We start from the raw sequence: 16365 nt of genomic DNA, 5'->3' as shown, positions 1-16365 counted from the left end.
TGTTACTATATATTAAGTTGCACTGCACCCCAAAGTTTGTACAAAACTTTGGGGTGTTTTTTTGTGTCTAAATATAAAGTAGAAGATAAATTAAATGTAATTAACGCATACCTAAACGGTATGGGATCGCAAATGGTGGCTAGAAACTTTGGAGTTAAAAGTAGAAATACTGTTTTATGTTGGGTTAAGAGTTACAAAAAACATGGACTAAATGGTCTTAAAAAAAGAAAGAATATAATCGAATACTCTACCAAAGAGAAACAATATATATTAAACTGGATGAAAACGACTAAATCATCTTATCCAGAGGCAGCTTATCATTTTAATATTCCTTCTCCATCAACTATCTGGACTTGGGAAAAACGACTAGAGCAAAAAGGTATTGATGGTTTATTGTCCCGAAGGGAAAGAAAAGCCATGACAAAAAGGAAAACTAACAAAGCCGAATCAAACAATACTAATACCGATAAAGAAAAATTGAAGAAGATTGAAGAAGAAAATTTAATGTTGAGAATAGAGAATGACTTCTTAAAAAAATTGAGGGCCTTAGACGACGAAGAAGACCAGAAGTAATTATTAAAATAATCGACGAACTAAGGCTGAAATACCATACCACTAAAACATTAATACTAAAGGCATTAAGGATATCTAGAAGTACTTATTATTATATTAGATCAATCCAAAATAAGCCTGATAAGCACGCTGAAATCGCTAAAATTATCAAGGATATTAAAGATAAAAATAAATCCTACGGATATAGAAGAGTGTGTTTAGAATTAACTAATCGTGGATACCGTGTTAACCACAAACTAGTATTAAAGATAATGAAAAAGAATAATTTACTATCTTCATCATATTCAAGAAAAACACGTAAGTATAATTCCTATCGTGGTCAGGTTGGAAAACTTAAATCAAATCAATTAAATCGAAGATTTAATACTGACAGACCATATCAAAAGCTCTGTACTGATATCAGTGAATTCAGATATGGAAATTGTGATATTAATCATCGTATTTATCTTTCACCTATTATGGATTTATTTTCTGGTGAAATAATATCCTATAACATTAGCAGCCATCCAAATATGAACTGTGTTATGAAACCGTTGAAAGAAGTTATTCAATTAGTTAAGGATTTACCATACAGAACGACAATTCATAGTGATCAGGGAGCTCAGTATCAAAGTCATATCTGGCAAAAAGAGCTTAAGAAGAATAAGATATTTCAAAGTATGTCCCGTAAGGGGAATTGTATAGATAACTCACCTATGGAATCATTTTTCCATATTATGAAAGCTGAAATCATGGACTGTAATTATGACTTTAAAGAAGATTTAATGTCGTCAATGAAAATATGGATTGATTATTACAATAATCATCGTATTAAAACAAAACTAGGCGGAAAGTCACCGGTTCAATACCGGAAACTTTCCGCCTAGGAAAAACAATATAATAATGTACAACTTTTGGGGTGCACATCAAGTAACAAACGTCTTTTTTTATTGATTATCCTAAAATTATTTAGATTAGCTAAATTACTGACTCATCACTAGTCATCTCCAACTGACTCCACTATAATGGTAATATACAAATAGTTAAAGGAATGATAACATGTCAGAATTTGCATATTCAGAAAGTTTCCACCAAGCCATTAAAGCTAGTCAGCATGGTGAAGTAATTCCAATGCGGGATGAATTAAGATTAATCGCTAAACACATTATTACAGATGAAGAAATCAATGATCCCGTTATTATGAACGTAGCACAGGAAATTTTTAAACTCTACGCTAAAATTTTCATTAAGTACTATCAAGATACTACTAATTACCAAGCAACCCAATTAAGCGAAGATGAGTTAGATCAATTATGGAAACCAGTAACGCTAACTAACTTATATCAAATGTTAAAGGACGTTGACTTACACACCATTATTCAAAATGTTTTAGCTCAACGCCAATTACCAACTGATTTTCAACGTAAAAACATTTTAGCTACTGTGGATCAAATCAAGACGCTACACGGAAATGATTTAGAATTAGAACCAATTTATGAAAAAGTACTAGAATGTTTTGCACCAGTGGTCAAGAAATTAAACGAACCATCTGATCCCATTAATTTCCTTGAAATGGTCGAAACAACCATCGAACAAGCCGACCACTATGCTGATGCTAAATTAGCATATTGTAAGCAAAACAACATTACTAATGACATGATCCTAAGCTTTGATACAAAGCAATTGGCTCAATACCATCAAGGAATCATGGCTACCATTAATCAAACCATTGAAAAATAACAAAAACCAACTGTGTTGAATTGTAATCTAAAATTAAACATTTTTAATATTTAGTTGAGTTAAAAGGACTGATTTCGATATTAAATCGGAATCAGTCCTTTTATAGTTAGTGCACTTCGTTCATGATTGAACCACAATACATATATATTTAGTATAGAAGCATTTGAAGTAGCTATTAAAAAATTTTATTTATTTTCAATTTGTTTTAATTTACGTTCGGCATTGTTATATTCCTTTTTAGCTTTATTGTATTTTTGTCTAGCAATTTTTTTATCGCGTTTAGACTTATGCTTACTGCTACTTAATTCTTTGGTGGTTTTTTTAAGATTAGCACGTAATAATTGTACTTTTTTATTAATCCTATCTAAACTACTTTGACTACTACTATTAGTAGTGGTCTGACTATTACTTGAGTTGCTGTCATTTAATGAATCATCTTTATCCATTGCATCTAACGTGGACTGAATTCTTGCATCATGTGGAATAACACCAGCTAATTCAAGACTATGAGCAGCTTCCATTACTCTTTGGTCTTCAGCAAATAATTCAGTAGGGTGGCTATAATGAGCTGAAAGTTGTGAAATGTAATCTGGTAATGCATTAGTCCCCCGAGTAACGTCTTCTGCACCCATTTCACTCATCATTTGGATTTTGATTGGTTGCAATGAACTATTCTTAGGGACCAGCGTAATTGTGTAAAGTTGTCCTACCCATTTATCATTGTCTAATACGCTATTGTTAACTTGGTTTTCGTCTCTTACATACGGTGCGTCTGCAAATATGTATTGGTTTTTACCATCACTTCCAGCTGTATACATTTCTTTTCCGGCATCAGTTAATCCGGCACCATCGATTGGATTATACGAAACATACTTAGCTTCTTCAGTATTCAACGGTTTCACAAAAATCCAAATCCCACTAGCAGCGTGCGCAGTGGTCATTTCGTATGCATTATGATTTAAATTATTAACTATGGCTATGCCACTACCTGTTAGAGCAGCTAACGTAGCTAAATATAATATTGTTTTTTTCATATATAAGCACCCCTTTAAATAAATGGATATATTTATTAACTAAATTATATTATAAAAATATTGATTATCAAATATAAGTTACCAATATGTTAAATTATGACAAAAACTATCTTAAGTATTCATTCTAATTCTCTTTGAATTATAACGTTAATGATAGACTTATAGTTTCCTGCAAATCTTAATAAAATACAGGCCTAATAACACAAAAAAGCCCTCCCCCATGAGGTTACTCTATACTTGCTAAACAAAATTTAACGCCTATAGAGAGCACTTCATGTGAGCTAGCTTTTTTAGTTAGTTCATTGTTAATCCGCCATCAACGTATAGTTTTAACCTGTAATTCCATTACTTTCATCAGTACCAAGAAAAACGACCATTTTTGCAACTTGTTTTGGAGTTGTAACTTCTTTAAGTGGTGTTTGATTAGCAATCATATCAAAGACTTCTGGCGTAGTTACAGAACTTGCATTTGTAGTTCTTAATAATCCACCGGAAACCATGTTAACACTAATCCCATTTGTCCCTAACTCGGCAGCTAGGTTTCTAGTAAAGCCCAATAATGCCGCTTTAGAAGTAGTGTATTCATGATAAGGCACAACTGGATTTTAAAATAAGTTGGTCCCGATGTTAATGATTTTGCCGTGATGTTCTTTAATTAAAGCAGGTAAGGTACTTTGGGTAACATTAAACGCACCCTTTAAAGTCCCATCAATTTGCTTTTGGTAATCTTCCCACGATAAGTCCATAAATTTCTTTTGTTTAATTGAATCAAATTTAAATCCAACTAATGCATTATTAACGACTACGTCAATCCTACCAAAATGAACAATGGCTTCTTTCACTAATCGATCTACGCTATTCCTATCTCGGACATCACCTTGAACCGCAATTGCACTATTTCTACCGATTTCATCAACAACTTGTTCGGCTGCTGATTGATTATGAAAATAGTTAACAACAACGTTAAAGCCCCTATCACCAAAAAGCTTAGCTGTAGCTAATCCTAAACCAGAACTTGCACCTGTAATTAAAACTGTTTTTGCCATTTGAAAAATCTCCTATATGAAAAGATTAATCGAATGAAGCAACAACTAGATACTTACCACATATAAAAAAGTTTCCCCACGCCAGTATTACCTGGATCAGGTTCGTGGGTATAATCTCAGCCATTGAAGCACCCCATTAATCAAATTATTTAATTTGATACATTAATATCATAATCAATAAAATAAAGTTAGTCAATATCTAAATAAAGAACTGTTAATAGTAAAAGAGTAACCTTGATTTAACACCAAAGTTACTCTTTATAATAATTTATTTAATTACGCGATAAACAGCTTCCATTGGTTGCCGTTTCTTAGGGGTAATGTCTTGGTCACGATAGCCAAAGCTAGCCATTACAGAAACACCCCATTCTTTTGCATCCATCGCACCAGCATCAGCAAGTGTTTTTTCAATGTTATCCCGATTGAATCCTTCAATTGGACAACTGTCAATGTCTAATGCTGCGGCTGCGGTCATCATGTTGGCGAGTGGGATGTATGTTTGCTTTGAAGTCCAGTCAAACAATGCCCGTTCAGTGTTTAAATCAAAGTCATTTTGTTGGAAGTCCATTACCTTCTTGGTAAATGGTGAATTAGGATCAAAAGTATGCCCTTGCACATCTTCGCTCATGTGCTTAACGTGTGGTGAAGTTGCAGTCATGTTCTTCTTAGCTAAGATTACAACGAACTTGTCTGCTCCATTAAAACTGTTTTGAGCACCCCAGGCATCGTTATACATTTTTTGCTTTAAATCCTTATTTTCAATCAACAAAAATTGCCATGGTTCAAAACCCATTGAACTTGGTGATAATCTAGCCACTTCCATGATTGTGTTCCAATCCTTGTCAGAAATATGCTTATTTGGATCATACTTCTTTGTTGCGTATCTACGGTGAGCTAAATTAATTAGTTCTTCATTCTTATCCATATTAATATCCGTCCTTTATTTAATTTATATACTACTAAAGTAGCATAAATGATTCGATTGAATCAAACATTAAGAATTATGTTTCATTAACCATTGATGGAAAAACTTTGAAAACGTCTGACGATCAATTTGTGGATATAAAATAAATTGAACTTTTTGATTCTTAACTTGGCATAAAAATACTTGGTCAACTTTATAGTGATGATGATGAAAGACCAACTGTTGTTTTAGGTCATCATCACTTAACTTCGAACGACGTAACTCATCATGATTAATAGTACCATCAACGATAACAGAGTAAGTTCGATCAGCATCTTTACCAAAAATCGTTAATGAACCATTACGCTCGAAGATTGCTTCATTCACGTCCCTAAAGTTTTCGATTCCATTCGAACGCAAGTTAAATAATAAATCGTCTGCCGACATTCCAGACTTTAAAATAGCATCTACATTAACAAAGCCATTTCTTATCAGGACTCGTGGCTTACCAATTAATAACGAATGAAATGTGCGCGTCTTTTTAGACAATAGTCGTCCAGCAAAGATAATAATTGACCATAGTAAGAGAATAATTGTAAATTCTAGGATCGTAATATCTTGGTTGTAAATCATTCCACCAATAATTCCACCTAGCACATAATTCTGCATTTGATCAATGATTGTTGACTGAGCTAGATTCGATTTTCCAGACAAGTTGATCTGAATAACTAACATAATAAAACCTAGTAATAACTTTAATCCTAAGACTAGGTAATTATTATTAAACATGTTCCAGGTAAATTCATTTTTGTTGATATACTTAATGCTCTGCGGGTTAATAACCTTAGTGGGCGAAATTTGGTACCCCGTTTGTTTATCATTAACCGTTACATTATAAAATTTATTACCTACCTTCGCAGTCATACTACTGTTTAAACTGGTCGAGTCTACATAAACTTCATTCAGCGGAACATGCTCATCTTTACTGATCTGTTGCAGTAAATCTGCAACCCGACGACCATTCGAGAAACTATTCGAATTAACATTACTAATCTGCATTCCAATAACTAACAACGTTATTAAAATCAGTAGAATGAAAAAATCCCTAAACTTTAAATTGGTTCGATTTTGTAGGTATTTGTAACCAATAAAGATTAGTGCTAGTCCAAAAATAACCATTACAATTAGAAATATGTAGTTAAAAGTATCATTATTTTGGCTTAAAAACTTATAAGAGTATAAATTCACAGTAATCACTTCCCAAATATTATTTTACTACAAATCCTTATATAATAGCATTTCTAAGCAAATGTGAAAATAATTAAAAAGTAATTAGATAAAACCCTTTACATTCTCATCGTAATGATATATATTATTAACAACGAAAAGCAAAGGAGATGTTTCCAATGCAATATCAAGGTAATACCTCAGATTAATGATGAAGGAAGGTTTTACTACTAACTACCTAAGTAACGCTTTTAAAAATAGTAATGGGGAGGTTGTTAACATTCATTTAATGCAACGATTTACCACAGATTCTATGGATAAGGGAGTTGTTTCCACCATTCTAAAATCAACCTACGAAAGATTAGAATTAGATTAAATGTTCTTATAATTACCAGTAGTGAAGAAAGCTAAGGAGATGTTTCCGATGCAATTTGAACGTGATACCTCAAATTAAGTTGTGAAGGAAGATGTTACTACCAACTAACTAAATATCGCTCTCAAGAAAAATAATAATTTCCAGGAAGGTGTAACCATTCACTTAGAAAAGGATTCAAACTCAAAATTTAGATAAGAAAGAAGTGTTTCCACCATTTCGTTAGATCAGATTCACATTAATAAAAATACCTGACTGTCATTTAAAAGATGGCTGTCAGGTATTTTTATGTGTTTGGAAACGTAGTCATGATGTAAATCCGTAAAACTATCTAATATTATGAACAATAAATTAATATATTAATGATTTTTTTGTTTAAGAACATGATGAAAACTTGGTAGCTTATCAACTAATAAATTTATCAACTCAGCATCCATCAATGCTCTATGAGGTACTTTCGAATCAATCCCGTACTCAGGTAATACACTTTCTAACTTATAGTTTTCAATAAATTGGTTATCTCTCTCCACTAGTTTCATAATGTCTATATATTTATTAGAAATATGATCACGCAAAGTATCCTTAAATGCTTTATGAAGAAATTTAAGATCAAAGTTAATAAAATATCCTACTAAAATTTCATTACCTATAAATTGTTTTAATTTTAATAATGCATCGTTTAAACTAATTCCTTTTTTTAATAATAAATCATCGCTTATTCCTGTTAAATTTGTAATCTTTTCAGGTAATTTCTGATCAATATTAACTAACAAGTTTAGTTTTTCAATATTTTTACCATTGACTTTGATTGCACCAATTTCGATTATTTTACTAATTTCAATATTAATTCCAGTTGTTTCTATATCTAAAATTACATATTTTAAACTTGTGGATTTGCTATTAATCTTCTTTAATTTTCTAAATTTAGAAGCATTACTAAATCCATCTTTAAGTTTATTATTCTCAATTAAATTTGGAATTCTAACTAATGGTATTCCCTCATAATTAATTATTTCACGACTTGTATTAAAGGTATCAAAATCGTAACCTATTTCATTTCTATATTCATAACTAATGGTAGCACTACCATTTCCAATATTTTCAATTATTCTATTCCATAGCTTACTTCTTACCCTAGAATTAAAATTACCAACATAGACACCTGTAGATATTTCCTGCATCCACTTAGTTAGATCTCCTCTTAGAGCAGGAGTAACTTTGGTTAAAGTAATAACAGTCATCGGCATATTAATACAACTCCATAGTTATTAGTCATATTCATGATAAGAAACACCATAATCAACTAACTTTTCTTTGTCGTCCCATAAATGAATACTTTCAGCTTCAAGATAATCATCACTATCAACATCTAAAAGATACTGCAAATCCTTAACGATTTTCTTTATTAACTTTCCATCTATAAAAGAATCTCTAACTTTTAGCCTTGTTATTTTACCAATATCATCATTTATATTACTTTTAGAAGCAACATCAAATGCAATTGGAATAGTAACCTCAGCCTTATATAAATCGGCAATGTCATACACAAAAGATAAATCATGCCCAGTATGAACAAATCCAAGACCAGGAGATAGTCCCAATCCAGCTATAACACTATAAACTAAACCATATAATGAGTAATGAGCTGCTGACAAAGCCTTATTTATGATACTACCTCCTGTAAAATCATCAACATCATAACTTCTTCCATTCCATTTCACTTTATATTGTTTAGATAGATCTCTATAAACTGACCTGACACGAGCCCCTTCTCGTCCTCTTAACTGTTGCATAGTTAGTTTACTTACATCTTCATTTTTAAATCTCATTTGGTACATTCTACGAGCAACATTTAATCTCTTCCTTACGTTAGACACTAAAGAAGCTTGCTTCACTAATAAACGACTGCTATGTCCTAAAGCACGACCACTAGCATATTGTCTTACCCCTTGTTCACCAACCCATAGTATGCTAGTTCCAACATCACCAATTAATTCTATAGCTCGATGAGTAATTTCAGTTCCGGGACCTAATAATAAAACGCTAATCATTGAAGCAGGTACTTTTATAACCCCTCGATTATCAGAAAATGTTATTGCTCCATCTTGTCGATTTATTTTAGCATGTTCAAAATATAAAAAACTTATCCGATCACCAACTCTAGGCAATTCCTGAATATCAGATTTATATAGACCACTTGATTTTTTCATATATAATTCCTTTCAACGTATTTAATCACTTAGATAATTAAATTATAAACAGCATTTTAATCATTTTTTTCTATAAAGTTTTAATGAATCACTCTCGCGCTTGCGAGAAAAAGGTATGCAGTCAACCTTGCTTTAGGTGGGGCAGAGGATCACTCTCGCGCTTGCGAGAAAAAGGTAGAAGGGTCGTTTGCACCAGAACCTTTAGCAGGATCACTCTCGCGCTTGCGAGAAAAAGTTGACGTAAAGCTGCAACTGTTTGACCATTGTAGGATCACTCTCGCGCTTGCGAGAAAAAGGGTTTGTTAGTAATCGTGATATAGGAATGCTAAGGATCACTCTCGCGCTTGCGAGAAAAAGGACTCGATAGCATATAAGGTTCATAAAATGGAAGGATCACTCTCGCGCTTGCGAGAAAAAGTTAATGATGATACTAGTGATTTATCAAATATCAGGATCACTCTCGCGCTTGCGAGAAAAAGGACACATTAGATTTTTATGGATTAGTTGATGTAGGATCACTCTCGCGCTTGCGAGAAAAAGGATTTGATAATCAAGACTTAAAGCATATGGATAGGATCACTCTCGCGCTTGCGAGAAAAAGCGGACTGATGCACGTAAAGCCGTGACGAGTGATGGATCACTCTCGCGCTTGCGAGAAAAAGCGTCCTTTCGTATCTCGTATCTCGTATCTGCCAGGATCACTCTCGCGCTTGCGAGAAAAAGTTGTTTGTTAATACGCTTAATTTCGTTAGCGTAGGATCACTCTCGCGCTTGCGAGAAAAAGTTGTGTTTTCAGAAACCAAACCCACGGTTGACAGGATCACTCTCGCGCTTGCGAGAAAAAGAAAGCATGCTAAGCTCAAAAGTTCAGAATATTAGGATCACTCTCGCGCTTGCGAGAAAAAGGTATCTTCAATATTTAGCTTTGTTCTATCGCCGGGATCACTCTCGCGCTTGCGAGAAAAAGTATATGCTCATTTAGAAAAGTTAGGTTTGATCAGGATCACTCTCGCGCTTGCGAGAAAAAGTCAGCAAACTTAATTGCATGTGTCACTAAGTCAGGATCACTCTCGCGCTTGCGAGAAAAAGCAGCTAACAATGACGTTATCAACGGCATTCGTGGGATCACTCTCGCGCTTGCGAGAAAAAGATGGAAAATGTTAAAAATCCAAAACTTGAAACAGGATCACTCTCGCGCTTGCGAGAAAAAGGTTGGTTGAGAACATTGGAACACCGTTACGGTAGGATCACTCTCGCGCTTGCGAGAAAAAGTCATTCAATCCCTCTGAGCTTACTACTACACTAGGATCACTCTCGCGCTTGCGAGAAAAAGTTTTTAACGATACGCCTGATTATCGTAACAATAGGATCACTCTCGCGCTTGCGAGAAAAAGTTAGCTAGTGCCGTGTCATTTGATCGCGTACCAGGATCACTCTCGCGCTTGCGAGAAAAAGAAATTTCATAACGCCACCGCCCAACGACAGATAGGATCACTCTCGCGCTTGCGAGAAAAAGATGACTGCTGATGCAAGCCTTAGAATTTGTTTAGGATCACTCTCGCGCTTGCGAGAAAAAGTTTCATCTGATTGAGCGAAGTATTGCAACTTCAGGATCACTCTCGCGCTTGCGAGAAAAAGAGAAACGGGAGCGGTTAGGGGACGTGAAGTATAGGATCACTCTCGCGCTTGCGAGAAAAAGTGTCATCCGTGGTTACAACGTAAATCAACTATAGGATCACTCTCGCGCTTGCGAGAAAAAGCAGATTTTGAGTTGCTGAATGAAACTTATGATAGGATCACTCTCGCGCTTGCGAGAAAAAGAAGTTCGATGAAGCGGATAAAGAGAACGACACAGGATCACTCTCGCGCTTGCGAGAAAAAGTATGCCGGCAGCTACTAACGTTACTGTAAGTGGGGATCACTCTCGCGCTTGCGAGAAAAAGTTTTGAAACTAATCAAATATTACGATGAACATAGGATCACTCTCGCGCTTGCGAGAAAAAGGTGTACTTTAACGGTCGCTTTATTGATACCATGGGATCACTCTCGCGCTTGCGAGAAAAAGTTTTCTTGTTGCAACGCTTGAACGTTAGGGGTAGGATCACTCTCGCGCTTGCGAGAAAAAGTATTCATAGCGTCAATTTTAGCCGATAAATCTGGGATCACTCTCGCGCTTGCGAGAAAAAGCGCTATCGTAATCCGAGATGATGTTCTTAGCGAGGATCACTCTCGCGCTTGCGAGAAAAAGACTGATTGACCAGCAATGCCGAACACTTTGCCGGGATCACTCTCGCGCTTGCGAGAAAAAGCTGACCAAAACATTACTAGTATTTTCTACTATAGGATCACTCTCGCGCTTGCGAGAAAAAGACTTAAAAAAGCCTAATATAAAAGTATTTTCAATTTATAAAAATTAAAAATACCTTCAGTTTGTTCTTTTTATTTTAACAGAATTATAGAGAAATGTCTTCTGGAATAATAGTTATCATTCCAAATCCATAGGATTTATTGTGCCCTAATCCATTACATAATAAATCTGTAAATAATTTAGCATCATTTATAATCAACCTACCCTCATAACATACTTTGCTAATATATATTTTTCTATTTTCCTTTTTTAACAATTCAGTAGATCTATGTGTTATCGTATATTCAGAATCAATTAAACTAAATCCATTTTTTTGTGCTCTTTTTTCTAGAAACTGCATTTGTCCATCAATGCTTACACATTGAAATGGTTTTCCTCTTTTTCCAGAAGACTTACCAGTACTCTTCGAATAAGTTGGATTTGCAACTAATCTAAACTTTGCAACCATTCCTGGATATACCTTTTCTAAAAAATCATTATAGTTAATTGTTTTTAATGTCTTACTAATTCCATATTTAGTTATCATTTCTTTACTTGGTTTATCACGACTAATTAATAATAAATATCTTTTGTTAAATAGAGTATCGATTCGCCATAGTTTTCTTGTCCTAATATTCTCTTCAAATTCATTCGGAAAACTACTTTCAATCCAACCATGATATGATTCCAGGTTATTAAGGTCTTTAATCTTTTTTTGATCATTATCATCAATTTGAATTCTAGATAAATACAATTATATCCCTCCTTGTCTCTACTAAAATATTATTGATTTACTTTGACAGTTATTTTTCCAATTGATCTAAAAGAATATTTTCTTCGATCATCATTGCTGTACTTACTATCTTTAACGCCTTGTGAAAACGATACAGGAGTATCTCTGACAATTAAATCATTACGATCTATTAAGTTAGAATCTGCCCAAATATCAAGATTATTTGAATTATGACTTTTATAAAAATCAGAAGCTTGCCATTTCATATTCATTAATGAATTAATAGCATCGCCTTCAAAAAGTCCTAACATGTAGTCAAAATTAATGGGTAGTGATCGTCTACCTAAATATAAAGAAAAGTATGGATTTAATAACGAATCATAAACTTCTTTAATCAGATTATCATCTTCACTACTAATTGCAATAACAAAAACTGCATCTTGTAGATAGAATCGATTAGTAACATAACTTCTTAATTTATCACCATTAGGCTTATGACTTTCAGCAATTTGAAAATCCCTTAATAAACTACCAGGCTGATCAATTCTAATAGCAAACGAAAGATCATTTAATCCCTTTAATTTTATATCTTCATATCTTCTATACCCCAAAGCAGATGCAATCATGCCAATAACAGCACTTTTAGATGGAAAACGATTAGTTCTACGCGACTCGAAGTGTGAATTAATCCCCCATGATTGTAAAGGCCCTGCAAATTTCATTAATATTGTTTTCATTGTACATACAACCTTTTTATAATAATGAATTGAGCTTACTTGAAACTTTATCTAATAATTCGTCTAAATTATTATTGTTATTACCAAATGAATCAGGCATTCCGATGGATAATGTAGCCTCTGGAGAATCAACCCATTTAGATGCCTTATCAAACTCATTACTTAATCTTTGAATAGATTCATTTACATATCCATCATTTGATGCGACTGGCTTTTCAAAACCAGTCACAAGATTAACAGGACGGTCTTTTCTAATCGTAACAACAAGTGATTGTGGTAAAGTTTGATTAGCGAATGATGTAATCTTACCGCTTGGCATTGTCTTAGCAAATGCTTTAATAAACAAATTAATCGCTTTAACTGTATCTTCCTTACTACCTAATTGTCTTAAAAGTTCATGTCCAGAGATATTGGCGTATCTATAAAGGGTCGATGAATTATATTCTGTGGTTCCAAGCATTCCAGCACCAGAATGACCACTCTGTGAAAAATCATCAGTAGCAGTGAAAAAGTCAAATTCAGTTCTAACTGCATGAGTAGAAATTGCATGACTAACTTGTGCTGAGGCATCTTCATTTAGATTAGGATCATCAGCAACCATTCTTCCAAATAGTGTAATATCAACGGCGGGATTGCTCTTTAAAATTTCAGCTAGTTCTTTTTTATCACTAACTCCATTAATAGCGGCATTAGCTAAGTCATTAGCCTGTTGATTACCAATAAAGAATAATGCTTTAAGCACTTTATGTTTTTTAACGTTATCAGACTTAGAGGTTGTCATTTTAATTCCTAATTTAGATATAACAGTTTCGGCCATTTCCATCGACTTATCATCATCAATACTACTATCAATATTTTGAATTTTATCTGCTATATACTTAACTAGCTCTAAAGTTCTTATCCCTAATTTATTCTCATCTAAATGTTCAACGAAGTAATCTCGCATTACCTTTTTCCATGCTTGAGAGCTTACCCGTGATCTAGGGGCACCACCATATAAAGCTGTCTTGGGACTACCAGCGTCATCACGATTAATATTTGAAGGGGGAACTGTTTCAATTGCATGGATATCAATGTATAAATTATTTTTAGTCATATTATTCTTCTCCTTTATGTTGTGCATAGTAAGATTCGCTCCATAGTAACTTAATTTTTTCTTGTCCATTCAAACTACTTAAAAAGGTATATAAGTCGTCAGCAACCTTTGAGTAGTTGATTTCAATATGAAGCTTTTTTGATCTAATCAAACGCGTTAAATGTCTCAAATGGTAAATTAACTCATCGTAAGTGTTAGAACTAATCATAGCATTAAATCTTCTATCAATTGCGGTTGAATCATTAGATGATTTTCTAACAATACTTAATGCCTGTCCAAAGTTATCTTTATACCATTTTCTATTATATTGATTATTATCAACATCATTACTTTTAATGTTATCTTTAAGTGATGACATGTATTTCACTAATTCATCAAAGTGGTTAAATTGCTTTATTGGGTCACTATCATATGAATTTAAACTAAAAATCTCAAAGCTATTATTACTATAAGTTACATTAAATGATATATCTGCATTTAGATTATCATAAGTATTAACAGAAGAATCATTACCTTGTTGATGAATCGCGTAAAGTTGTAATGCATTTAGAATTGATTTCTCAGGTTTTGATAAACTCCCATCCCTACTCAAAAACGAATTTGGCATATTATTAAATAACGCTTGCCATAGAAGTCCATTTTTTACAAACGGATGCGTTACAGAATTCCTAAGTTCAGCTAATACAGCTTTAGAGTAGCTCTTGCCGTCATTAAATTCTAAGTTTTTAATTATTTGACTAGTAGTTTTATAAACAGTCTCTTCATTTTTTAACATTCTAATCCTCCTTTAAGTCTAATTTATATTTTAAATTCCCTAATAGCTTCATATATTCTGTAACTATATTATCAATTGATCCATCTTTACTATTGACAACACCAATTAAATCACGATTACTCAAAGGACTAATTTGGGATTTAGCTATATTCTTAAGAATTTCATATAGTTTTTTCCGCCATTCAAATGGATATAATCTCAAATCGGTTTCTAAAGTAATATCTTCTACCCATTCCTTAAAGGGAATGTCAACATCAAAGTAAGCTTCCATTTCTAGATTATCAGGTAAATTAGAATCAAAATCATTCCTAATTTTACATACATTAATACCGAATTTCCTTATTGAATAAATAGCATCTTTAGTTGTTTTAACCTCTGATTCAATTGCTCCAATCCATCCTTCTGTTCTCATTCCATGTAAAAGTTCATCTTTAATTTTTAATCCATCATGTATCTCATCATTTGGCATACTCGAAGCATCATGATTTCTAGTCATTCCAACCGAAACTATTTTAACATCGCTACCATTAACAACATCAAAGTCCAAGTAGTTACTAAACCAGTCTATTATTCCAGGTCTTAGTTTATCAGAAACAATCAGTGATCCAAACGATCTCCATAAAGCTTCATTTTCTCTATGGTTTTTAGGAATTATATTTCCTTTATTTTTACCAGTTTTTGGAATCTGCCAAATCGTCATTGGTTCCATTAAGCATTCACTTTCTATTATTCCAGGAAGTTGAACTGCTTCAATAGAAACATTATCGGATGACAAATCTGTGTTCGGATCAATAAAGATAAGTCTGGAACAATTAGTGTACAAATCAGCTAGATTTTCAGGATGACTTACTCGGGATAAGTTCATCTTATCTTTAACATCCCACTCCCATATAGGTGTTTGATCACTTATCTCATCCATTTTAAAATTAAACATTAATGTCTGAAACAAATTATTTCCTTGTATATATACACCACCTAAGTCTAGTAACCATCCTCTTGATGCGGAAACTTTCATTCCAGGAAATTTAGCCTTATCACCAGTTCCTGTATATCCTTGAAAAGTAATTAACCAACGAACCAATTCATCGTTTGATAATTTGTTTTTATATAATTGACTAGTTGGCGCAAAAAGATCTTGTTTGTTATCGCTCTCTGATAACAAACGGTTAATTAACTTACCACTTATAGTACCAGTTTTTTTAATATTATATTTTTCCAAGTTACTTTTAGTAACTTGGAAAAATGGGTAATCTTCATCATACAAATTAAATTTTATTCTTTGTGATTCTAGATATTTATTGATTACTTCTTTAGGAAATCTCTCATTTTCCCAAATACCTTTCCACACGTCGATTGGATCATCATCATCATCTATTTCATTTCCATCTGCGTCATACCTACTAAAAACAGTGTGTATGACTGACAATAAAAATCTAAATACTGCAAAATTTTGAGGAGCAGTATCTCCAGCTAATAATTTATAATGATTAGCATTAGCAAATAAATCTTTTAATGAAACACTTTTTAAATCATAGTTTTCATCTATGACCTTTATCCATGACTCATCTAGTAGATTATACCTACCCAATTA

The 16365-nt window shown here is 33.2% G+C and carries 13 protein-coding genes, 1 pseudogene and 1 CRISPR repeat array; of the genes and pseudogenes, 3 read left to right on the top strand and 11 right to left on the bottom strand.

The window, feature by feature from the left end; genetic code table 11:
• Positions 1–63: 63 nt before the first annotated feature.
• The 3 genes from R4146_RS08115 to R4146_RS08105 all read left to right on the top strand — a co-directional run bounded on the left by R4146_RS08115 (position 64) and on the right by R4146_RS08105 (position 2292).
• Positions 64–573, top strand: coding sequence for a helix-turn-helix domain-containing protein (locus R4146_RS08115; protein WP_339959675.1), 510 nt, complete (start codon positions 64–66; stop codon positions 571–573).
• On the top strand, positions 537–1439 hold the full coding sequence (locus R4146_RS08110) for an IS3 family transposase (RefSeq protein ID WP_339960653.1): 903 nt from the start codon (positions 537–539) through the stop codon (positions 1437–1439). The genes R4146_RS08115 and R4146_RS08110 overlap by 37 nt, the downstream gene beginning before the upstream one ends.
• 172 nt (positions 1440–1611) lie before the next feature.
• Positions 1612–2292 carry a hypothetical protein gene (locus R4146_RS08105; RefSeq protein WP_339960952.1) on the top strand — a complete coding sequence of 227 codons (681 nt, stop codon included), beginning with the start codon at positions 1612–1614 and terminating at the stop codon, positions 2290–2292.
• A gap of 185 nt (positions 2293–2477) precedes the next feature.
• Here R4146_RS08105 and R4146_RS08100 read toward each other — a convergent pair whose 3' ends face one another.
• From R4146_RS08100 to R4146_RS08050, 11 genes and pseudogenes are all read right to left on the bottom strand, one after another.
• Positions 2478–3326, bottom strand: a complete 849-nt coding sequence (locus R4146_RS08100; RefSeq protein WP_339960951.1) for a hypothetical protein — start codon at positions 3324–3326, stop codon at positions 2478–2480.
• A 329-nt stretch (positions 3327–3655) separates the two neighbouring features.
• Positions 3656–4372: pseudogene (locus tag R4146_RS08095) on the bottom strand (3-oxoacyl-ACP reductase).
• Positions 4373–4640: 268 nt separating this feature from the next.
• Positions 4641–5297: an NAD(P)H-dependent oxidoreductase gene (locus R4146_RS08090; protein WP_339960950.1), complete on the bottom strand. Its 657-nt coding sequence runs from the start codon at positions 5295–5297 to the stop codon at positions 4641–4643.
• 69 nt (positions 5298–5366) lie between these two features.
• A complete protein-coding gene (locus R4146_RS08085) occupies positions 5367–6524 on the bottom strand; it encodes a DUF3290 family protein (RefSeq protein WP_339960949.1) in 1158 nt (385 codons plus the stop codon).
• Positions 6525–7235: 711 nt separating this feature from the next.
• The gene (cas2e, locus tag R4146_RS08080; protein WP_339960948.1) at positions 7236–8123 is read right to left on the bottom strand and encodes a type I-E CRISPR-associated endoribonuclease Cas2e; all 888 of its coding nucleotides are present in this window, start codon (positions 8121–8123) and stop codon (positions 7236–7238) included.
• Positions 8124–8144: 21 nt separating this feature from the next.
• Positions 8145–9086: a type I-E CRISPR-associated endonuclease Cas1e gene (gene cas1e / locus R4146_RS08075; RefSeq protein ID WP_339960947.1), complete on the bottom strand. Its 942-nt coding sequence runs from the start codon at positions 9084–9086 to the stop codon at positions 8145–8147.
• 85 nt (positions 9087–9171) lie between these two features.
• Positions 9172–11456: a CRISPR direct-repeat array (repeat unit 28 nt; unit sequence GGATCACTCTCGCGCTTGCGAGAAAAAG).
• Positions 11457–11539: 83 nt separating this feature from the next.
• A complete protein-coding gene (gene cas6e / locus R4146_RS08070; RefSeq protein ID WP_339960946.1) occupies positions 11540–12187 on the bottom strand; it encodes a type I-E CRISPR-associated protein Cas6/Cse3/CasE in 648 nt (215 codons plus the stop codon).
• A 29-nt stretch (positions 12188–12216) separates the two neighbouring features.
• Positions 12217–12903, bottom strand: coding sequence for a type I-E CRISPR-associated protein Cas5/CasD (gene cas5e, locus R4146_RS08065; protein ID WP_339960945.1), 687 nt, complete (start codon positions 12901–12903; stop codon positions 12217–12219).
• 16 nt (positions 12904–12919) lie between these two features.
• Positions 12920–13999 carry a type I-E CRISPR-associated protein Cas7/Cse4/CasC gene (cas7e, locus tag R4146_RS08060; protein WP_339960944.1) on the bottom strand — a complete coding sequence of 360 codons (1080 nt, stop codon included), beginning with the start codon at positions 13997–13999 and terminating at the stop codon, positions 12920–12922.
• A 1-nt stretch (position 14000) separates the two neighbouring features.
• Complete coding sequence (casB, locus tag R4146_RS08055; RefSeq protein ID WP_339960943.1) at positions 14001–14774, bottom strand: type I-E CRISPR-associated protein Cse2/CasB; 774 nt, start codon at positions 14772–14774, stop codon at positions 14001–14003.
• Position 14775: 1 nt separating this feature from the next.
• Positions 14776–16362: a type I-E CRISPR-associated protein Cse1/CasA gene (locus R4146_RS08050; protein WP_339960942.1), complete on the bottom strand. Its 1587-nt coding sequence runs from the start codon at positions 16360–16362 to the stop codon at positions 14776–14778.
• Positions 16363–16365: the final 3 nt, after the last annotated feature.

Origin of the sequence: Nicoliella lavandulae, assembly GCF_037546185.1 — a bacterium.
Classification (GTDB): Bacteria; Bacillota; Bacilli; order Lactobacillales; family Lactobacillaceae; genus Nicoliella; species Nicoliella lavandulae.
Note: the sequence above shows the minus strand (reverse complement) of the source record. Positions and strands in the feature narration are given on the sequence as shown.

Excerpts from the sequence above, each read along its gene's own strand:
- cas7e (WP_339960944.1), bottom strand. The coding sequence starts at position 13,999 with ATGACTAAAAATAATTTATACATTGATATCCATGCAATTGAAACAGTT.
- cas1e (WP_339960947.1), bottom strand. The coding sequence starts at position 9,086 with ATGAAAAAATCAAGTGGTCTATATAAATCTGATATTCAGGAATTGCCT.
- casB (WP_339960943.1), bottom strand. The coding sequence starts at position 14,774 with ATGTTAAAAAATGAAGAGACTGTTTATAAAACTACTAGTCAAATAATT.
- R4146_RS08100 (WP_339960951.1), bottom strand. The coding sequence starts at position 3,326 with ATGAAAAAAACAATATTATATTTAGCTACGTTAGCTGCTCTAACAGGT.
- R4146_RS08090 (WP_339960950.1), bottom strand. The coding sequence starts at position 5,297 with ATGGATAAGAATGAAGAACTAATTAATTTAGCTCACCGTAGATACGCA.
- cas5e (WP_339960945.1), bottom strand. The coding sequence starts at position 12,903 with ATGAAAACAATATTAATGAAATTTGCAGGGCCTTTACAATCATGGGGG.
- R4146_RS08105 (WP_339960952.1), top strand. The coding sequence starts at position 1,612 with ATGTCAGAATTTGCATATTCAGAAAGTTTCCACCAAGCCATTAAAGCT.
- cas2e (WP_339960948.1), bottom strand. The coding sequence starts at position 8,123 with ATGCCGATGACTGTTATTACTTTAACCAAAGTTACTCCTGCTCTAAGA.